Below are 20,691 nucleotides of genomic sequence, written 5' to 3'. Positions count from 1 at the left end.
TGAGCTGTCGAGGCTCTCTCCCTTTTTTCTGTATCAGGTTTACACCAAGACTCCGCCGCCGTATCTTTCGAATTCTTTCTGGGTGCAAGCAACAAAGTGACCGCGCTCAATTTCACGCAAGACGCGTTCTTCCCCTTGATCTCGCAAATATTCCTGATCATCGAAAACGATGCGCTTACGGTTGCGCTCATAATCAGGGTCTGGTAATGGAATTGCCGAGAGCAACGATTTGGTGTACGGATGAATCGGATTCTCGTACAGGCGATTACTTTCTGCCAGCTCCACAATACGTCCGCGGTACATCACACCAATGCGGTCACTGATGTATTTAACCATGGACAGGTCATGGGCGATGAACAGATAAGTCAGGCCTTTTTCTTTTTGCAGGCGCTTGAGCAGGTTAATGACCTGCGCCTGAATGGACACGTCGAGGGCAGAGATCGGTTCATCGGCAATGATGAATTCCGGATCAACAGCCAATGCCCGTGCAATCCCGATCCGTTGGCGCTGTCCGCCGCTGAACTCATGCGGGTAACGGTTTGCGTGCTCGCGGTTGAGGCCAACGGTTTCCAACAGCTCGTGTACCTTGGCGATGCGTGCTTCCTTGGTCGCCAGACGATGAATGTCCAGACCTTCTGCAATAATGTCGGATACAGTCAGACGTGGATTCAACGACGAGTACGGGTCTTGGAAGATCATTTGGATTTTGCGGTTGAGCCATTTCTTTTCTTCAAGTGTTTTCTTTCCGTGTACACTGTTCCCATTGAACAAGACCTCTCCGCCAGTTGCATCGTACAGGCGAAGGATGGTTCGTCCTGTGGTGGATTTACCGCAACCGGATTCACCCACAAGACCGAAAATTTCCCCTTTGTAGATGTCAAAGGTGATACCATCTACAGCTTTCAGCGTATGACCATTCCCGAGGTCAAAATGCTGTTTCAAATCTTTGACTTCAACCAGCTTCTCGCGGTTCTCGTAGTTGATCATTTTTTTGGTGCTTACTGGAGCCTCAGTCGCATCATCAGAATTGACTTTTCGTCTCACAGCCGAAGCAGGTGGTTTGATGTCAGGTGCCATTTCATGCAGGAGCCATGTTGCCGCATAGTGCGTGTCGGAGATTTTGAACATCGGTGGTTCATATTCCAGATCGACCTTCAACGCAAATGGGTTACGAGCCGCGAAGGCATCACCTACAGGTGGCTTGAACATGTCAGGCGGCGATCCAGGAATGGACATCAGCTCGTCGTCGCTGGCATCGAGGCTAGGCATGGAACCTAATAGACCCCAGGTATACGGGTGCTTAGGATCGTAGAAAATTTCATCGACTTTACCGATTTCCACAATTTTACCTGCATACATAACCGCTACACGGTCTGCCATGTTAGCAACTACACCGAGATCATGCGTAATAAAGATGATCGAAGTACCCATCTTCTTTTGCAGTTCCTTCAGCAACTCCAAAATCTGCGCTTGAATCGATACGTCCAGAGCAGTTGTCGGCTCATCGGCGATGATAATTTTTGGATTGCAGGCCAGTGCGATGGCAATGACAATCCGTTGGCGCATCCCACCGGAAAACTGGTGCGGGTATTGATCGACACGTTCCTTGGCAAATGGAATCCCTACCATTTCCAACAGTTCAATAGCACGGCTGCGCGCATCTGCACGGTTCAGCTTTTGGTGCTTGATGAAGCTCTCCATGATTTGGTTACCGATAGTCATCGTCGGATTCAAGGAAGTCATCGGGTCTTGGAAGATCATCGAGATATCGCGACCGCGAACATCCTGCATTTCTTTTTCGGAAAGCGTAACCAAATCTCTTCCTTCAAAGAGAACTTGTCCTTTTGGAATGCGTCCAGGAGGAGAAGGAATGAGGCGCATAAGTGCTTGTGAGGTTACGGATTTACCGGAACCGGATTCACCAACAATTGCCAGTGTTTCTCCTTTTTCCAGATCAAAGGAGACGCCTCGTACTGCTTTGACTTCACCTGCATACGTATCGAATGACACATGCAAATCTTTTACTTCTAAAACTTTTTCCATATAATCCTCCCTTTCGAGCATGCTTTGCCGTGATTAACCCTCCATGTATATCCAACAATCTCTCTAGTAGGAATTTTTACGAAAATGAAAATCATTATCATCATTATACTATATTCATTAACTATTGTTTAAAAATTTTTTTATACGTTGCATATCCATACAGCTTTTTTAGCGTTACCAAATGAGAGCCCAGTCATACTATGCATCAATGCAGCAGAATACTGGCTTATAGGGAGGTAACGCTTGTGAACAAGCTCAATCAGTCAAAGGAAATCGCACTCACTTTTGATGATGGACCAGATCAGTTGTGGACGCCTCGTGTGTTAGATATATTAGCCCCCTATCAGGTAAAGGCAACTTTCTTCTGTGTGGGACAAATGGTGAAGTACTACCCGAAAATACTGGAGCGGATCGTAAGGGAAGGTCATATTGTAGGAAATCATAGCTGGGATCACCCTGACTTTACGAAAATACCTCTCTTGGCTGTTCAGGAGCAGGTAGAACGTACCTCGGATCAGATCGAAAAGGTAGTAGGAGTGAGTCCTCGCATAGTTCGGCCGCCATATGGAGCAGTGAATGAGGAGGTCATCCAGCTGCTTGCAGCGAGAGACTACGAAATGATTTTGTGGGATATAGACAGTTGGGATTGGAAAGGTCTCACCGGCCCGCAGGTAGCGAGAAACATCTTGGGACATGTTACCCCAGGCGCAGTCGTGCTTCAACATTCCGCTGGCGGTACAAAAGACACGCTAAAGGGGAGTGTGGACGCCTTGCCCTATGTCATTGAGGTGTTAAGTGAACAGAAATATACCTTTTCAACCGTTTCCGCCATGTTTCAACTGACAGCTTATCTGACAAGGGGGAGATAGAACCAGCAGGATTCTCAATAGTAACCTTCAAAATGTCCCTTATTCAACTTATGTTAGGCCAGTCTATGTTTCATAAAGAATTTAATTCTGAAACATTTTTTTATCTCGCGACGTCTTATAAATGTGACCATCCAGAATCAGGTAAATTCAAATATTTACATTATTGTAAAATGTTGGTATTTTATTCTTTGTTACAATACATGTAAAATTTGGGATGATGGAGGCAAACTATCTATGAGTTTGAAAAAGAAAATTCTTGCAGGTACTATTTTATCATTAGCAGTTTCAAGTGTTTTCTCAGCTGCGGTCTTTGCTAAAACTGGCGTTTACGATGTAATCGCTGATTCACTAAGCGTCAGGACTGGGCCAGGAACACAATATGCTATTGTAGCTACTGTTTATAATGGCACTGATGTAGTTAGCACAACTGCAAAAGGATATACTGATTCAAATGGATTTAGGTTTGTACAGTATTATTATCCTAAATCCTCGATTGGTAAATATTCATCAAGCGCGATTGGATACATCGCGGCCCAAGAGATCAGTACTCAAGAAATTTACACAAAATATACTACAGAAGCTAAGGGAACAGCAGATCCAACATACGTGTATAGTGATATTGCATTGACTAAAGAAGTTGACGAATTCCCGAAAGGTAGATATTTCCAAGAAAACGATAGAGATTCAACACTCCAAGCTGAGGATAGCAACCCTAACGCTTGGCGTGTAACGACAATTAATTCAGGTAGTGCGCTGGTCTATATTAACGGCTGGAAAGCTAACGCAGAATAATCCATTTACGTATTTACGAAAGGGGAAGAATTTAATGAGTAAAAAGTGGGTAAAACCAAGTATAACAATCGCTGCTTCTGTTGCTCTTTTATCCAGTTTGTACTTTACAACGGATACCTTCGCTGAAAAATCTGTTGAAAAAAGTAATTATGTAATTGCAGAAAGTGATTTTGAGGTTCCAAGTTCAAAAATCGAGTATATCAAGATATCTCACGAAAATGGTGGGTACGAAGAACATTGGAGAGATATTGAAAATAAACAAGAACGCCACGATACGTATTCCGCTGATGGTGAATTAATTAACCGCCTGATCGTAACTGATTCTGGGAAAAAGGTAATCTCCATTGGTAATGATAATGGTGAACTAGTCGCTTATTCTTGGGATTTACCTACAAAAGATGCTAAAGAAAATAATAAAATCCTCAAGAACTCTTTGTTGAAACAAGAGAAGGACAAACTAAAGGATAAGAAATGGAAAATCCAAAAATCCAAAACCCTTAGTGACACCCCAATCGATGTTATTGAAACAACATATGACAGCTTTAAAGAAGTTGTTGAATTAGATCAAACAACTGGAGTACCAGTTGAAAAAGACATTTACGAAATAAAAAATGGCAATGAAGAAAAAATCAGAACAGAAACGTTTGAGCTGTTGGATAATTCTTCCGACTTATTCAAGGTTGATATTAAAGTAACTGAAGTAGCTGCTGACGATACCAAAAAGAAAAACTAAATACATCAAATCCGTCTCGTCAAAAATAGGGACGGGTTTTTTGTTTGGCAGAGTGGTATTGTCCGTCCTTATGCTTTCAACTTTGCCCTCTATGTTCCGAAGTGACAATTGCGTCTCATGAGTCCTCACCCAGTCCGTCCGGTAATGGACTAGGGACTTTCTTTTCAAGTTTTTTTGCCGTGGAATTGGATTCCATTATTACATCTAATTTGGTATAAAGCTTATTACTCTTTATTATTGTTGAAGAACACTCGTGGTATAATTACCCAGAAATTCTGGAAACTTTGTTAACAGCCCGTAGGCAGGTAGGATTATTGTGTTCATTCCTGCCTTTCTACGGGCTTTTTGTGTCTAAAAATCCCAAAGGAGGTAAGATCGATGAATCAAAATGAGTTTAGTCGAAGTAGAAATGAATGGAACAGCCGGTTGTTAGTTTCCCTTGATCCTCAGTCGGATAAACCGATTATTCTCTTCCACCAGAGAGCATATTCGAAGCGGGACTTCATATGCTGCTTTGTCAGTGGAGAGTGCATTGGATGGTCAAACGATACGGATCGGATTGTCACATATGATACCGGAGAAGCGGTAATCTTCGGAAGAGATGCGACAGATCAACAAATGGTGATGATTGTAGCAGACACGAGTCATCACTAAGTGGTCGTTACTGCATTTCCTTCACTAGATGAAAGAAAGTATGGCTCTTTAGAAAAAAACCGTCCTGTCGAGAAAAGGAGAAGGGGCAGATAGAGGAAATGGATTGAATTCTGTGGTAATTAGTAGAATCAGAAGATTTCTTTCAGGGGAGCGAATCCGTCCATGTCCAAAGCCGATAATATGCTCTCCATTTTGTGGCTGTTGAAGACCGGCAAGCGAATGACAGCCAAGCAATTGGCAGAGATTCTCGAGATCAATATTCGCACCGTTTATCGCTATATCGACTCACTGTGTGCGAGCGGTGTACCCATCATTTCCGATGCCGGACACAATGGTGGCTACAGTTTACTTCAGCATTTCAATGAAGCTCCGCTGTTTTTCGACCTCAACGAGCAAAAAGCCCTCATTCATGCAGCGGCTTTTGCCCAAGAGGCCGGTTATCCCTTCGGAGCAGATTTACACCGGGCCATTTCCAAGCTAAAACGTTATACAAATGAAGAGCAGCGTGACGCGATTGACCGACATAGTATCGGCTTCGAGGTGATCCAGCCTCCTGTTGATCCTTCTCTCGAATCTACCTTACAGGAACTGGAGTTGTCTGTTGCCAATGGATACACCCTTTCGATGGAGTATCAGAAAGCCTACCAGACAACGAGACAGATGCGTCAAATCGATCCATACGGGCTCGTTTATTGGAAGGGAAACTGGTATATCGTTGCCTATTGCCACCTCCGTAGTACCATTCGCAGCTTTCGTGCAGATCGTGTCTATGAGATCCAACGTACAGAAGCCAGCTTTCAACGCCCTCCTGAATTTTCTGCGCGCCATTTTTTTCTCTCGAATTTACTACCGGAAGCAGACAAGCAGGGTAACACCATTTTGATCAAGGTCAAAGGAAGACCACAGTCACTCGCTGATTTGTGCAGGCATTGGTATCTCGGACATACGGTGATCGAGCGCAGCGAGGCACAGGTGATCTTTCAAGTAGATGAGCAAATGGCCCATTCGATCCTTTCTCATTATCTTTTGCCATACGGAAAATCCATTCAAGTTGAAGAGCCTGCCTTTGTAAAAGAGCGATTGGCTGCTATAGCTGCCGATTTATTTCATTTTTATCAGTCGACTTGAATTCACTGACCATTTTTGTCAGGAGAGTTGATTTATATTGAAAGCAAAGAAGAGATGGAAAAAGTGAATGGAGGCAGATTGATTATGAAGCATGAAGCATTGCGTTTGTACGAATATCATGTATGGGCAAACGAAAAGGTATTCGAGCGGTTGCAGGAGGTACCAGAGGGAGTAAGTGAGCAGGAGGTTCCGAGTGTGTTTCCGACCATCACCCAGACGTTGGCTCACATTCTCAAGACGGATTATGTTTGGTTGTTGGCCATGAAGGGGGAGAGCTACGAAGAGGTAGGACCAAAAGTAGGGGTTCTCTTGCAGGAATTAAAAGGGAAGAACGTACACGAGCTGCGAAAACGGTTTGCCGAATCAGCCCAGCAGTTCAGAGATTTCTTCGGGCAAATCTCGATGGAAGACACCTCGGCCTATACGCACCCGGCATTGGGCACGGTTCATGCTCGCTATGCCGACATCGTCCAACACGTCGCCAACCACGGAACCTATCACCGAGGCAATATCTCCGCCATGCTCAGACAAATGGGTCACGCGGGAGCTTCCTCCGATTACATTTTCTATTTGTTCGAAACCTCCGCGGTAGAACAGTAAAGGTTTTTTCATCTTTTATCAGCTACCGAAAAAAACAAGCAGCTTGTAGAGGGAACAGGAGAAAACAGCGAAGATCTTAGGGACACCGACCGAGACGTAATGCAAAAAGCGAAACACGCCTTAAGCGTCCACCTCTGAGAAACATCCAGATTGGACCACTTTGGACGCGGTTTCGCTTTTTGCATGGAGTCGGCCAGTCAATCCCCCAATGGGTGGCCCTAGAAGCTGAGTCATTTTCTCCTGTTCCCTCTCCTCCACTACAGCCACGCAAACTTCTTGTTTTTTACGGATTCATCGTCCGAGCAATCCGCGCCTCGAGCCCGTTCAAGAACTGACTAATGTTCGGTTTGGTGTCACCGATGATGCTTTCACCAGGCTTGCCGGGTTCAAAGATCACGTCCTTGTTTTTGGCGACCTCGATCAAATAATCCCTGACGATCTGTCCTGTTTTCGTAGCGTCATATCTCTTGGCAAAGTTCTGATATTCTTCTTTGACGGCTGGGAGCAACTTCATTGTTGCTTCGTCTATTGTCTCATAACGGTAATCAGACAAGTATGTTTTGAGATAGTCGATATAGAGCGTACGGAGCTTCACTGCACGTGGGCTGCTGCGGTAGTTGACCAAATACTCTTCGACTTCAACCATTCTCGGTCCGAGCTCAGCTCGCGTGATTTGCAACCCGCCGTCACCCAAATACGGTTTGCCCGTTTCCGTTTCTTGAATGGACAAATAGTCCTTCCCTTCCTCATCGAGCGAAGCGGCATATTTTTGCAATGCCATGTAATTCACTTGCCAGTAGAAGGACATGTCTTTCGTCGCCTTTAAGACGAGTCCGCCCTCTGTTTGGTGGAGGAGCCATTGCTTGAAGCTGTCATCGCCTTCTAGCTTGTTGAAATCGTAAGGGTATTGCAAGGCATACAGCTTATCCGCATTTCCCGGCTGGGCGAGGAGTGCCTTGAAGTTATCGTTTATCGTAGGCAGATGTTTTTCATAATACTGATCAAGGGCAAAAAATAATTGATCGGCGGTTTTCGTGTCCGTTTTCGCCAGATGCTGATCCAAAAAGGCGATTAGCTCATTCGCTTCCTTGGCTTGCGCAGCTAGTACGGTGAACTGCTTGAGCAAATCATCCGCTGGCTTTTCGGCTTTTGTTGTATCAGCAGGGGACTTCCTTGTGTTTTCCGTTGCAGGTGGGGTGGGGTCTTTTACCGTTAGTTGATCAGAGGTAGAGACGCACCCTGTCACAAAAGTAATCGCGACGAGGCTAGAGACAAAAGGTAGAACATATTGTTTCATATCTTCATTTTCACTCCGTTATGTTGAATGGTTGGTTCCCTTTCTATTGGTACGTACCATACCACGTTCAAGTTATCGGTTCAAATCGATCAAATATTCCTGATAGGAAGCAAGCGTCACTTTTGATATACTTTCTCTATTGTTGATGAGAATGATTATCAACATCTACACAGAGGATCGGGCAGAGGTGAGAACATGAACGAAACACAAGCCTTGGTTCAACAATTCACAGAGAAGACCATGGCAGAAGCCATTTTTAAGCTGCGTGACATTACATGGTTCAAAGCACAAGGACATGACCGACTACGCCAACAATTCACTCATACGCATATTTTGCTGGTAATAACCGGGGGACGTGGGCGCCTGCGACTGGAGAACGAGGAGTACCAATTGCGGCAGGACGCGATTTACGTATGTCCTCCTATGCTTACGTTTGGCATCGTCCCTGATTCGGCTGATCATTTGGAGATGTACATGCTTCGTTTTGATGTCTTTATGGAAACGAGAGACAGACATCGGTGCTTCCAAGCTCTTCGGGAAAAGGATCTGTTTCCTTTTCGGGGAGAGATCTCTGTCCAATCGGCAGGGCAGCTGCCTGTCTATTGTGATTTGATCCAGAATCTATGGAAGCAGGAGACGGCACTCGAGCGTTTTCGAGGTCAACACACTTTTCAAGAGCTATGGTACCACATCGTCAAGCATGCTCACTTTTCGACAACAGATTCTGGAATGGCGCTGGAGCGGGCACGTGCACATATGGAAGAGCATTACTCGGAAAATGTGACGATAGAACAGCTGGCTCGCATCGCAGAGGTGAGTCCAAAATATTTCGTCGATCTGTTCAAAAAAACGTATGGCATCTCAGCTATGGACTATTTGGCAGAGCTTCGCATCAGCCGGGCGAAGCAGATGATGGTGCAGTCGCATGCCAAGCTGCGCGATATCGCTCATCAAGTGGGCTACAATGACGAGTTTTACTTTAGCCGAAAATTCAAGAAAGCTGTCGGAGTTTCACCGACTCTCTATATGAAAAGCCGCCAACGAAAAATTGCGGCGTACGGCTCGACCGTTATCGGGCATTTGCTGGCTTTGAAAATGATTCCTTACGCGGCGCCACTGCACCCGAAATGGACGGCTTACTATCATCACACCTATCGAAACGATATCCCGGTCCATCTGAGCGCGTTTCGAATTAACCAAAATTGGAAAGCCAACATCGAAATGCTTCGCGATGCCAAGCCAGACGTCATCATTGGCTTGGACGAGACGAGTTTGCAGGAACAGAAGCATCTGGACGAGATTGCGCCCACTTTGTATGTACCTTTTGAAGAGCAGGGGTGGAAAGAACAACTGCAGCTTATGGCCGACTTTTTGGGAGAGTCCATGGAAGCGCATCATTGGCTTTGCGAGTATGAGAAAAAGGTGAAGAGGGCCCGGGCAAAGCTTCAACATGCTCTGGGCGATGAAACGGTGCTCGTCGTGCGGATATTGAAAAACCAGCTCTATGTCCACTGCAATCGCAGTATGAATGAAGTGTTTTATCAAGATCTGCAAGTCAAATCTGCTTTTGTCTCGGAACAGAACGAGTACGACCAGCTTGTGACCGTACAGGAATTAATTGCACTCGCGCCAGATCGCTTGCTGCTGTTGGTTTGCCAAGAGGCTGAAACGTTGGCATGCTTCCAAGCCTTGAAAGCATCGGGATCATGGCAAGAGATCGAAGCAGTCCGCAACAATCGGGCGCATGTCATTATGTCGGACCCTTGGCGTGAATACTCGGCAACGGCTCATGAACGGATCGTGGAAGAGAGTGTGAGATTGTTTTCAGGAGATCGTCCATGTTGATTCTGGATTTCGTCCATGGTCGGGCATGAGTGGATGCTTTATAATCACGAATGATAATCGTTATCACTCATGTGGAGTGAAACCTTACATTTCTGAGAGGGGTCTTTCAAGAATGAAAAAGATATACCTAGGCTTGAGCATTGCAGCGTTGACATTGGCTCTGACTGCGTGCGGCGGAGGAAAAGAAGCAGCGAATAACACGACTGCACCTACCGCAGCACCTGCGACAACAGCTACAGCAGAAAAGTCGGCCGATGATGCCAATAAAGCAGAGACACGCACGATTAAATATTTAGATAAAGAATACACCGTCCCTAGCAAAACAGACCGGATCGCCATTGTAGGCAGCATGGAGTCCATGGAAGATTCACTTGTGCTGAACGTAAACCCGGTAGGCGCGATTTCTGTAGGCGGCAAATTCCCGGAGATGTTTGCACCGATTACAGGCGAAGCCACATCCATCGGGGAAAAAATCCAACCGAACCTGGAAACCATCTTGTCCTTGAAGCCGGACGTGATCTTGGGCAGTAGCAAATTTCCACCAGAAATGGCTGAGAAGCTGAACAAGATTGCTCCTACTTTCCCCGTTTCTCACATTTCAACCAACTGGGAAGCGAATCTGCAATTGTTGGGTGAATTGACTGGCAAGCAAGCTGAGGCAGAGAAAGCACTCAATGAATATAAATCAGGGATTGAAGCGGCAAAAGCAAAATTGGGAGACAGCGTGAAGGATAAAAAAGTATTGGTGATTCGTCTGCGCCAAGGAAACATCAACATCTATCCAGAGAAGGTGTTCTTCAACCCAGCTCTGTACGCAGACCTTGGTTTGACTGCACCTGAAGAAGTAAAAGCGGCGAAGGCACAAGAAATTATCTCCATGGAGAAATTCAGCCAGATCAACCCGGACTACCTGTTCATCCAATTCTCTCCAGACGAGAATAAAGACAAGCCGAACGTATTGGAAGATTTGCAGAACAACCCGATTTGGAAGAGCGTGAATGCAGTGAAAAACGGCAAAGTTTACGTAAACGTAGTTGATCCTCTCGCACAAGGCGGTACTGCTTGGAGCAAAACACAATTCCTGAAGGCGGCTGTTGAAAAATTGTCTGCCAAGTAAAAGTGGGCGAGGTAGGCTATGCAATCCAAAAAAGCAACTTCCATGATCATACTAGCTGTTTCGCCATTGGTGATCCTGCTTACAATCTTGCTCTCCATTCATTACGGAGCCAAGTCGATTGATGCCGGGACCATTTATCAAGCCCTCTTTGCCTTTGATGAAGGGAATGTGGATCATCAAATTGTCATGCACTCTCGCTTGCCGAGGGTTTTGGGCGCACTCATGATCGGAGCATTTCTGGCGATATCAGGAGCGTTGATGCAGGGGATGACGAGGAATTACCTCGCGTCCCCCTCTATTATGGGCGTGTCTGACGGTTCGGTCTTTGCCGTTACGCTGTGCATGGTTTTCCTTCCATCCGCTACGAGTGTCACGATGATTACCATGTCCTTGATCGGTTCAGCATTTGCGGTGGCGATGGTTCTCGCTTTTTCCCGACTGTTGCCAAACGGCTTGACACCCGTGGGTATGGCGGTCATCGGCACGATTACGGGTACCTTTTTGAGCAGCATTTCAGCTGCGATTTCTACTTATTTTCAAGTCTCGCAAAACGTCAGCTTCTGGTACAATGCTAGGCTGCATCTCTTGGAGCCGGGCCTGGTGAAGCTAGCAGTTCCTTTTGCCATCGTCGGTATTATCCTCGCACTTCTTTTGTCCAAATCGATTACGATCTTATCCTTGGGCGACGAAGTATCTCGCGGTCTCGGACAGAGAACGGTGATGGTCAAAGTGCTGGCAACGACTGCTGTTGTCATTCTGACGGGTATTTCTGTTGCGTTGGCAGGAAAAATCGCTTTTGTCGGGCTGATTATTCCGCATATTACCCGCTTTTTGGTAGGTCTCGATTATCGATGGATCATTCCATGTGCAGGTTTATTGGGCGGTATTTTCCTCGCCTTGTCTGACGTTCTCAGCCGATTTATGAACAGTCCGTTTGAGACCCCAATCGGTGTGGTGACGGCATTTATTGGCGTTCCGTTCTTCCTCTATTTGATTTACAAGAGAGGAGGGGGAAAGCATGCCTAATCAAAAAGGTAAATTTCGTTTGCTGTTTCTCGTCAACATCGCCTTGATTTTGCTGGCGATTTATACCAGCCTGACCAACGGTGTATTTGACATGACGGTGTTGGATGTCATCCGTACGTTATTGCGTATTGATCCTGTAGCGGAATACGATTTGGTTATTTTCGATTTCCGCCTGCCGCGGATTGTTATTGCGGCGTTAGTCGGCTTTGGCTTAGGAGTTGCTGGTACCGTCATTCAGGGGATCACCCGTAACGGGCTGGCTGATCCGGGGATTTTGGGTATTAACGCCGGGGCAGGAGCCGCTATCGTCGCCTTTATGTTTTTCTTCGGTGGACAATTTATGGATGCGAGCTGGTATTCCATCATCGCCATGCCTTTGTTCGGTTTGACAGGCGGATTGCTTGCGGCTGGACTGATTTATCTATTTGCTTGGCGTAACGGAGCGCTAGACCCACAACGACTGATTCTGGTGGGGATCGCCATTGGTTCCGGATTGGGTGCCGTGTCACTGTATCTCTCGTTAAAAATGAATCCCAACGATTTTGAAATGGCAACCGTATGGCTCTCGGGAAGTATCTGGAGTGCCAACTGGACGCATATTGCTGGGATGCTGCCATGGCTAGTCATCCTCATTCCTGTTTTGATGCGCAAGGTGTATATTCTCGATTTGCTTCAACTGAGTGAGGAGTCCGTCAAGAATCTGGGTGTGTCCGTGGAAAAGGAGCGCAATATTCTCCTGCTGTCGAGTATCGGGATCGTGAGCGCGTGTGTCTCGGTTTCGGGAGGCATCGGATTCGTCGGCTTGATGGCACCGCATATTGCGAAGCGTTTGGCGGGAATCCAGCACAGGTATGTTCTTCCCTTGTCAGGGACAATCGGGATGCTTATGGTCGTGGTAGCTGACTTTATCGGCAAAACTGTGTTCACACCCATTGAACTGCCAGTGGGTATCGTCATTTCGATCATCGGTGTACCGTATTTCTTCTATCTTCTGAGTAGAAGAAAAAAATAAAGAGGGGACGTGCAAATTGTGAAGGGACAATTGTTTGCAGAAGTATGCCATCACCGAGCATTGCTCGTATATTTGCCGCCATCCTATAACAAGAGTACGTCCCGTTTTCCCGTCATGTATGTCCATGATGGCGGTGACTTATTTGATCCTGCGTTTAGTACCGCAATCGATGTAATCGAAGATCAGTTTGCAGAGGGAAAAATTCCTGAGCTAATTCTCGTCGGCATCCAGCCAGGAAACCGCAGGGATGACTATACGCCTTGGTTCTCCAAAGCGATCTCGCCTGAGCGCAACATTGATTTTGGCGGGCAAGGAGATGCGTATCTTTCTTACGTCGCCAATGAATGTAAGGCGTATATCGACAGCAAGTACAGGACAGACCCTCGGCCGGAAAAAACAGGGATCATCGGATTTTCACTTGGTGGCTTAATCTCGATGTATGCTGCGCACCAATATCCGGACGTTTTCACGAAAATCGGCAGCATTTCGGGATCGTATTGGTATGAAGGCATGGTTCCGTTTATGCGGGAAAAGAAAATGTACCATCCTGGGCTGCGCATCTACATGGATGTTGGCAGTAAGGAAGGCGCTAAAAAACAAAACACCCAGAAACAAATGGTCCCGCTGACAAAAGAAGCGCATCAGATATTGGCTGATAACGGCTTCACAGCGGATCAGCTCGTCTTGCTCATTGACGAAGGGGCGGATCATTTGAGTGAATGTGCAAACGCCAGATTTCCGGGGGCGTTGCAATGGCTTTGGAATAAGAAGGAGGAGACAGAAATGGAACTGGCCAAATTGATTAGAGAGCGTCGCTCGATTCATCGCTTTACAGATCGTGAGGTAGACCCTGCGTTGGTTACAGAGCTGATGGATACAGCCGTATGGGCGCCGAATTACCACATGACACAGCCGTGGCGCTTTATTGTGACGTACGGGGAAGGCAAGAGAAGAATCGCCGAGGCCGTGCGGATCATGAAGGAAAAGCGGGAGATTGATCCTGCGAAAAAGAAAGAAGTCGGCGAGAAGTTTTACAATAAAATCATGGCGATTCCGATGCTGATGACGGTGATCATGGAAGAAAGTCCGAACTTGATTACGCGCCAAGACGACTTTGCTTCGACCAGTATTGTCATTCATAACTTTAGCTTGCTGGCGTGGGAAAAAGGCATCGGTCTGACGTGGGAGACGTACCCATGGATTCACGAGCCGGAATTCCGTGAAGCGATGGGCATTCGACCAGGAGAAAAAGTGCTGGGGAACTTGCATATCGGTTATCCAGCCGCGATCCCTGGCGCTCAGCCGCGAATTCCTGCCGCAGAGCGCATCACACTTGTCGGCAAAGCATAGGACAAGATCAAGTGAATTTTTCTTGTCACAGAATTACTTTTTGTGGTACCCTTGGGTCATTCTACAAGAAAGGGTGACCATTAAGCCAATGATCTGCTAACTCCTATTTCCGCAAAACCAATCGGATAAAACGATGCGTTTTTGGATAGGGGTAGTATGTGCATATTGGCGAATAGATGGTAGATCCTTTTTAGACTCACTAAGGGTTTCTATGTCTTTTTGGCGATAATATGCGTAGCCTCCTGTCCAGATCGCAATGGATAAGGAGGCTTTTTTATGTCAAATGTTTTGAAAAATCGCTATGTGAGGGCTATTTTGTTATCAGCATTTCTGCTGCAAATCGGAGTATGGGTGCGTAACATGGCGATTCTGCTCTATGTGATGGATCATACAGGAGGCGATTCGTTCGCTGTATCCATGATTTCTGTGGCGGAGTATGCGCCAATCTTTCTGTTTTCCTTTCTTGCTGGTACGTTTGCTGATCGCTGGCAACCGAGAAAAACGATGGTCTGGTGTGAGGTGCTCAGTGCTCTATCGGTTGTCGGAGTGCTGCTTACCTTCGTTTACGGCTCGTGGAAGGCCATCTTTTTTGCCACACTCATTTCAGCCATTCTTTCTCAGTTTTCTCAACCGTCCGGAATGAAGCTGTTCAAGCTGCATGTACCTGGTGAACAACTTCAGGTAGGAATGTCAGCGTATCAGACTATTTTCGCGATCTTCATGGTATTTGGTCCGATTATCGGTACGTTTGTGTTCCAGCAATGGGGGATGGAGGTAGCTATGGTCATCACTGCGGTTGCGTTTCTCTCTGCGGCCGGTGTCCTGTATTTGCTGCCGCCAGATCGCGTCGAGAAAGAAGAGCAGCAAGAAACGGCACTGCTTGGGGAGATGGTCAGCGGGATTCGTTATGTGTTCTCCAGTCGCGTATTGTCAATGCTTGGCTTTTGCTTTTTGGCTGTGGGTTTCTCATTGGGAATGATTCAACCGCTTGGGATTTTTATCGTGACTGAACAACTGCAATTGCCAAAAGAAAGCTTGCAATGGTTAATTACCGCCCAAGGTGTGGGGATGATTGCTGGAGGGGCCATGACGATGGCAGCTGCCAAAACGATTCCGCCGCAAAAGTTATTGGTCATGGGGCTTCTTGGAAATGCGGTCGCAGTAGCGATTTGCGGGATGTCCACGAATCTGTGGCTGACGCTTGTTGCCCAGTTCATCGCGGGATTGCTCTTGCCCTCTATTCAAATTGGGATCAACACTATGCTGCTTAAAAATGCCGAGAGTACCTTTATCGGTCGGGTGAATGGAATACTGACTCCGTTGTTTACAGGCTCTATGGTCGTCATGATGAGTATTACGGGGGTATTGAAGCTGCATCTTCCGCTCGCAGTCATATACGGAATCGCTGCATTCCTGATGATCATTGGTCTCAGCTTTATTTTGCCGCTTTATCGTATGAGGGAAGGAAACGTGGTGCAAAGTACAGAACAGACTGGTATATAAGGGTTTGGTAGCAAAGGGAGGCTTGGACCAGATGGTGCACGAACAGATTTCTTCTATAGAAGGTTTGAAGATGGTAGCTGCTGTTCGCGAGCTGGCGATGCGGTTGCCAGAAGTAACGGAGCAGGTAGACGCTTTTGGACATACATCGTTTCGCGTAAATGACAAGCCGTTTGTCATTTTGGGAGAGGGGGGCACTGAAGGCCCCTCCCTTTCTGTGAAGGTGCTGAAGACGACCCAAGAGATTTTGCTTACGCAGGAGCATTTTTACAAGACACCGTACATCGGTCATCACGGCTGGGTTTCGATCCTGAACAAAAACGTGACTAGCTATGGTGAAATCGAGGATTACATACGGGAAGGCTATATGTGCGCGGCTCCCAAGCGATTGGTCAAGCAATTACAACACCTCCCCTGATCGTTCCTGTATAATTTGGGCGTAACGAGTAATGAGCGAACGTTCGACACAGCAGCATTCAGACAAAGGGGGAGCCGGTTTTGGATTGGAATCTCCAGCAGATGAGCAAATTGCTTGAGGTCGTTTTTGAAAATGCCCATGAACCAATGATCGTAACCGACAAGGACGGAAAAATACTCTTATTGAATCGGAGTTATCGAGAATTTCTGAATGTACAGGACGTGATCGGACAGCCAGTGACGGATGTCATCGAAAACACGAGGATGCATATTGTCGGTCAGGAAGGTGTTGCCGAGATCGCCGACATTCAGCAAATAAAAGGACAGAACATGATTGCGCATCGCATACCGATTATGGACGAAGGGAAAGTGATTGCCGTTCTGGGAACGGTGCTGTTCCAGGATGTGCAGGAGCTCACTGCCTTGGCTGCGATGGTTGCTCAGCTGAAGGACGAATTGACCTATTATAAGAAAGAGCTGCGGCGGCGAATGGGGGCTACCTATCATTTTGATCAAATCGTCGGGTACAGCCAGAAGCTGCAGGAGCTTAAAAAATTTTCTCAGAAAGTTGCGAAAAGCGATTCGACTGTGCTCATCACAGGTGAAAGCGGGACAGGCAAGGAGCTGTTTGCCCACGCTATTCATGCCGAGAGCAAGCGCAAAATGGGTCCTTTCATTCGGGTGAATTGTGCCGCTATTCCGGATTCTTTGCTAGAATCAGAGCTGTTTGGCTATGAAGAAGGTGCGTTTACTGGAGCTGTTCGCCGCGGAAAAAAGGGAAAGTTCGAGCTGGCTAACCACGGAACCATTCTGTTGGATGAGATCGGGGACATGCCGTTGCCGCTGCAAGCCAAGTTGTTGCGCGTGTTGCAGGAAAAAGAAGTCGAGCGAGTAGGGGCTGTACGGACGACGCCAATCGATGTGCGGGTGATCGCTTCCACGAATTCGGACATGCTTCAAAGCATCAAGGAAGGGAAGTTTCGGGCGGATCTCTATTATCGGTTGAATGTCGTGTCACTCTCGATCCCTCCGTTGCGAGAGCGTCTGGAGGATTTGCCGGAGCTGGTTTCGAATCTGCTCAAACAGCTTGGCGAGTCCACTGGTGTAGCGGTCAGGGCCATTGATGAAGAGGTATGGAACGTACTTCGTGGCTACTCCTGGCCAGGCAATGTACGAGAGTTGAAAAACGTGCTGGAGCGAGCCCTGCATCTAATGGAAGACGATGTCCTGAAAAAGGAGCATATTTGGCTGCCTGTATCGGACGAAGGGTCACTCGTGTTCTTATCGGTTCCAACTCATACCGTTCGACCATTGAAACAAGTTATAGAAGAGGCTGAGCAGGAAGCACTTCGACAAGCGATGCAGCAAGCAGGGGGGAACAAGCTTACCGCCGCCAAGCTGTTGCAAATCAGCAAGTCCAGCTTTTACGAAAAGTGGGAGAAGTACCAATAGTACGAGGCGCGTATAAGTCGGGGATGTGGTGTTGAACCAGGTTCGCGGCTTTTTTCATCTGTAGGAATAACGTTTTGGTAGATTCCGGTTTTCTGGAATAGAGCAAGGTGGTCTCCCGCTTTAACCCAGTAGCCTTCCTTGACCAGATTCCCGAAAAGGTGGGCTGATTTTTGCTAGATTCCATAAAACCGGACAATAAATTCCGAAAATCCGGAAAAACTGCAAGCGCTATCATCTGTTTGCAAACAGTCGAGGCACGATGAACGGGTATGGTTGAACGATTTTTTTGGAATCGGCTGGAGTTGGCATGGTCCATGCAATTGAGTTGGATATGAAAGCGCTTTCTTCGTGTGAATACACACCATTTCCTCTGTAAGCGGAGGAGAAAATTGAAAGGAGAATTATATGATCATCGAAGTGTTATCCATCTTGATTTCGCTCGGTCTCCTGATGTTTTTTGCGTATCGGGGCTATCCTGTTATCGTATTTGCCCCTATTTTTACGCTGCTGGCCGTTGTCCTTTCCGGGATCTCTCTACTGCCGAGCTACACCGAAACCTTTATGACGAATGCAGCAAACTATGTGAAATCATTCTTCCCTATTTTCTTACTGGGTGCCATTTTTGGAAAAGTCATGGAGTTGAGCGGTGCTGCCTCGTCCATTGCCCACACGATTGTGAAGGCACTCGGCTCCAATCGTGCGATCTTGGCTGTCGTTTTGGCCTGTTCGATTTTGACGTATGGCGGGGTTTCCCTGTTCGTTGTGGCATTTGCTGTGTATCCGTTTGCCGCTGCGATTTTCCGTGAAGCCAATATTCCGAAGCGTCTCATTCCAGGAACGATTGCGCTCGGTGCTTTTACGTATACGATGGACGCTTTGCCAGGTACACCACAAATTCAAAACATCATTCCTACGACTTATTTCGGTACGGATGCTTATGCTGCACCTGTTCTTGGAACGATCGGCGCCATTATGGTTTTCGTTGGCGGGATGCTATGGCTGGAGCGCAGACGCAAGCAAGCTGTCACTGCTGGGGAAGGCTACGGCGAGGGACATACGAACGAGCCAGAGCTGATCAAAAATGAATCCTACATGAACATCTGGGTCGCGATTCTCCCGTTGGCATTAGTGCTCGTGGGTAACTATTTGTTCAGCAGAGGGATTTGGACAGTAGAAACGTGGTACGATCCGGCGATCCTCAAAGAATCATTTAAGATTGAGAAAGTGAAAAATGTTGTCTCTTCTTGGTCACTGATTATTTCGCTCTGTCTTGGAATTATTGCCGCAATTTTAATCAATGTGAAGCAAGTCAAAAACAAGCTGGCGAGTGGTTTGACGGCAGCCGCGATGGGCTCTCTCTTGGCGATCTTCAATACTGCTTCCGAAGTTGGGTTCGGAAACGTTGTGAAAACATTGCCGGGCTTCAAGCTCATCCAAGGCTGGATTATGGGCGCAAGTGAACATCCGTTGGTATCTGAGGCACTGGCTGTAAACGTACTGGCAGGTGTGACAGGTTCAGCGTCGGGCGGTATGTCGATCGCGCTGGAGGTTATGAGCAAGCAATACCTAGAGATGGCAAATGCTGCGGGAATCAGCCCTGAGTTGCTGCACCGTATTGCCTCGATGTCTTCCGGTGGTATGGACACATTGCCGCACAATGGAGCGGTCATTACACTGCTCGCGATTACTGGTTTGACTCATCGTCAATCGTACAAAGACATTTTCGCGATTACGGTTTTGAAAACAGCTGTCGTGTTCATTCTGGCATTCGCCGTTTCTATTTTCTAATTTTCATCAGAGATCGACCAGTTTATAGACAGAGAAAATGAGGGACAGGAGAGGAGATAGTAGGATATGGAGAAATTGTTGGAGCAGCAGGTAGCAGTAGTAACAGGGGCTGCGAGCGGAATTGGATTGGAGATTGCCCGGACGTTTGCCGAGGAAGGGGCGAAAGTCGTCATACTGGACTTGAATGGGGAAGCAGCGGAAGCAGCAGCAGCCCAATTGCAAAAGGAAGGGCATGAAGCAATCAGCTTTGGTTGTAATGTTACTGACGAGGTACAAGTGCAGGCGTGCATCCAGCAGACAGTCAAGATTTTTGGCAGACTCGATATCTTAGTGAATAACGCCGGATTGCAATTTGTCTCTCCAATAGAAGAGTTTCCGACTGCAAAATTTGAACAAATGCTCAGTATTATGCTGACAGCGCCTTTTGTTGCGATTAAACACGCGTTCCCCATTATGAAGCAACAAGGTCATGGCCGTATCATCAATATGGCTTCGATTAACGGCTTGATTGGCTTTGCGGGGAAGGCAGCGTACAACAGTGCCAAGCACGGGGTCATCGGGCTCACCAAGGTTGCAGCCTTGGAAGGGGCAGTGGCTGGTATTACGGTAAATGCCATTTGTCCGGGGTATGTCGATACGCCGCTGGTACAAAACCAATTAGCGGATTTGGCTAAGACAAGAAATGTGCCGTTGGAAAAGGTGATGGAAGAAGTCATCTACCCGCTCGTGCCGCAGAAGCGACTGCTGCAAGTAAAGGAAGTAGCGAACTACGCTGCCTTTTTAGCTAGCAAGAAAGCGTCAGGTGTCACGGGTCAGGCTGTTGTCATCGATGGCGGGTATACAGCGCAGTAAGCCTGTTAAAGTCCCTATTTTTATAGGGGCTTTTTCATTTTCGCTATCTTTTTTAAAAAACTAGTAAAAAAGGTCTTGTATTCTCTTTTTCTATGTGATAGATTATTACTTGTCGCCAAGAACGACGACAAAATACGAGAAAAGAAAACGAGATTCGATAAAAAACTTCTTGACTCGCAAATAACGAACGTGATAAGATATGAAGCGTTCGACAAA

18 protein-coding genes are annotated in these 20,691 nt (G+C 46.9%); 16 read left to right on the top strand and 2 right to left on the bottom strand.

The window, feature by feature from the left end; translation table 11 throughout:
• Positions 1-39 precede the first annotated feature (39 nt).
• Positions 40-2,043, bottom strand: a complete 2,004-nt coding sequence (locus HPY28_RS30840) for an ABC transporter ATP-binding protein (RefSeq protein WP_174231767.1) — start codon at positions 2,041-2,043, stop codon at positions 40-42.
• 245 nt (positions 2,044-2,288) lie between these two features.
• Between HPY28_RS30840 and HPY28_RS26970 the strand changes: the two genes are divergently transcribed.
• From HPY28_RS26970 to HPY28_RS26945, 6 genes are all read left to right on the top strand, one after another.
• Entirely contained in the window at positions 2,289-2,912 is a 624-nt protein-coding gene (locus HPY28_RS26970; RefSeq protein WP_371813552.1) for a polysaccharide deacetylase family protein, read from the top strand.
• Positions 2,913-3,146: 234 nt separating this feature from the next.
• Positions 3,147-3,704 (top strand): SH3 domain-containing protein, encoded by a 558-nt coding sequence (locus HPY28_RS26965; protein ID WP_106834322.1) that lies wholly within the window; start codon positions 3,147-3,149, stop codon positions 3,702-3,704.
• 34 nt (positions 3,705-3,738) lie between these two features.
• Complete coding sequence (locus HPY28_RS26960) at positions 3,739-4,437, top strand: hypothetical protein (RefSeq protein WP_106834323.1); 699 nt, start codon at positions 3,739-3,741, stop codon at positions 4,435-4,437.
• Positions 4,438-4,815: 378 nt separating this feature from the next.
• Positions 4,816-5,091, top strand: a complete 276-nt coding sequence (locus tag HPY28_RS26955; RefSeq protein ID WP_174231766.1) for a hypothetical protein — start codon at positions 4,816-4,818, stop codon at positions 5,089-5,091.
• 162 nt (positions 5,092-5,253) lie between these two features.
• Entirely contained in the window at positions 5,254-6,219 is a 966-nt protein-coding gene (locus HPY28_RS26950) for a helix-turn-helix transcriptional regulator (RefSeq protein ID WP_017247132.1), read from the top strand.
• Between the two features lie 27 nt (positions 6,220-6,246).
• Positions 6,247-6,819, top strand: a complete 573-nt coding sequence (locus HPY28_RS26945) for a DinB family protein (protein ID WP_017247133.1) — start codon at positions 6,247-6,249, stop codon at positions 6,817-6,819.
• A 283-nt stretch (positions 6,820-7,102) separates the two neighbouring features.
• On the opposite strand, the gene HPY28_RS26940 is transcribed toward HPY28_RS26945, so the two are convergent.
• Positions 7,103-8,116 carry an ATP-binding protein gene (locus HPY28_RS26940; protein WP_174231765.1) on the bottom strand — a complete coding sequence of 338 codons (1,014 nt, stop codon included), beginning with the start codon at positions 8,114-8,116 and terminating at the stop codon, positions 7,103-7,105.
• Positions 8,117-8,311: 195 nt separating this feature from the next.
• Between HPY28_RS26940 and HPY28_RS26935 the strand changes: the two genes are divergently transcribed.
• The 10 genes from HPY28_RS26935 to HPY28_RS26890 all read left to right on the top strand — a co-directional run bounded on the left by HPY28_RS26935 (position 8,312) and on the right by HPY28_RS26890 (position 20,475).
• Complete coding sequence (locus tag HPY28_RS26935; RefSeq protein WP_173624326.1) at positions 8,312-9,961, top strand: AraC family transcriptional regulator; 1,650 nt, start codon at positions 8,312-8,314, stop codon at positions 9,959-9,961.
• 112 nt (positions 9,962-10,073) lie between these two features.
• Entirely contained in the window at positions 10,074-11,078 is a 1,005-nt protein-coding gene (locus HPY28_RS26930) for an iron-hydroxamate ABC transporter substrate-binding protein (RefSeq protein WP_174231764.1), read from the top strand.
• A gap of 18 nt (positions 11,079-11,096) precedes the next feature.
• A complete protein-coding gene (locus tag HPY28_RS26925; RefSeq protein WP_017247137.1) occupies positions 11,097-12,104 on the top strand; it encodes a FecCD family ABC transporter permease in 1,008 nt (335 codons plus the stop codon).
• Positions 12,097-13,116 (top strand): FecCD family ABC transporter permease, encoded by a 1,020-nt coding sequence (locus HPY28_RS26920; protein ID WP_173624324.1) that lies wholly within the window; start codon positions 12,097-12,099, stop codon positions 13,114-13,116. Before HPY28_RS26925 ends, HPY28_RS26920 begins: the two co-directional genes overlap by 8 nt.
• 9 nt (positions 13,117-13,125) lie before the next feature.
• Positions 13,126-14,466, top strand: a complete 1,341-nt coding sequence (locus tag HPY28_RS26915; protein ID WP_174231763.1) for an alpha/beta hydrolase-fold protein — start codon at positions 13,126-13,128, stop codon at positions 14,464-14,466.
• 276 nt (positions 14,467-14,742) lie between these two features.
• Positions 14,743-15,969 (top strand): MFS transporter, encoded by a 1,227-nt coding sequence (locus HPY28_RS26910; RefSeq protein WP_174231762.1) that lies wholly within the window; start codon positions 14,743-14,745, stop codon positions 15,967-15,969.
• A gap of 31 nt (positions 15,970-16,000) precedes the next feature.
• A complete protein-coding gene (locus HPY28_RS26905; protein WP_106834331.1) occupies positions 16,001-16,384 on the top strand; it encodes an MmcQ/YjbR family DNA-binding protein in 384 nt (127 codons plus the stop codon).
• Between the two features lie 80 nt (positions 16,385-16,464).
• On the top strand, positions 16,465-17,835 hold the full coding sequence (locus HPY28_RS26900) for a sigma-54 interaction domain-containing protein (RefSeq protein ID WP_174231761.1): 1,371 nt from the start codon (positions 16,465-16,467) through the stop codon (positions 17,833-17,835).
• A gap of 405 nt (positions 17,836-18,240) precedes the next feature.
• Entirely contained in the window at positions 18,241-19,623 is a 1,383-nt protein-coding gene (locus tag HPY28_RS26895) for a GntP family permease (RefSeq protein WP_017247143.1), read from the top strand.
• A gap of 66 nt (positions 19,624-19,689) precedes the next feature.
• Entirely contained in the window at positions 19,690-20,475 is a 786-nt protein-coding gene (locus HPY28_RS26890) for a 3-hydroxybutyrate dehydrogenase (protein ID WP_069852648.1), read from the top strand.
• The last annotated feature ends 216 nt before the right edge of the window (positions 20,476-20,691 follow it).

This window comes from Brevibacillus sp. HB1.2, assembly GCF_013332495.1.
Lineage (GTDB): Bacteria > Bacillota > Bacilli > Brevibacillales > Brevibacillaceae > Brevibacillus > Brevibacillus porteri.
This window is presented reverse-complemented; position numbering and strand designations above follow the sequence as displayed.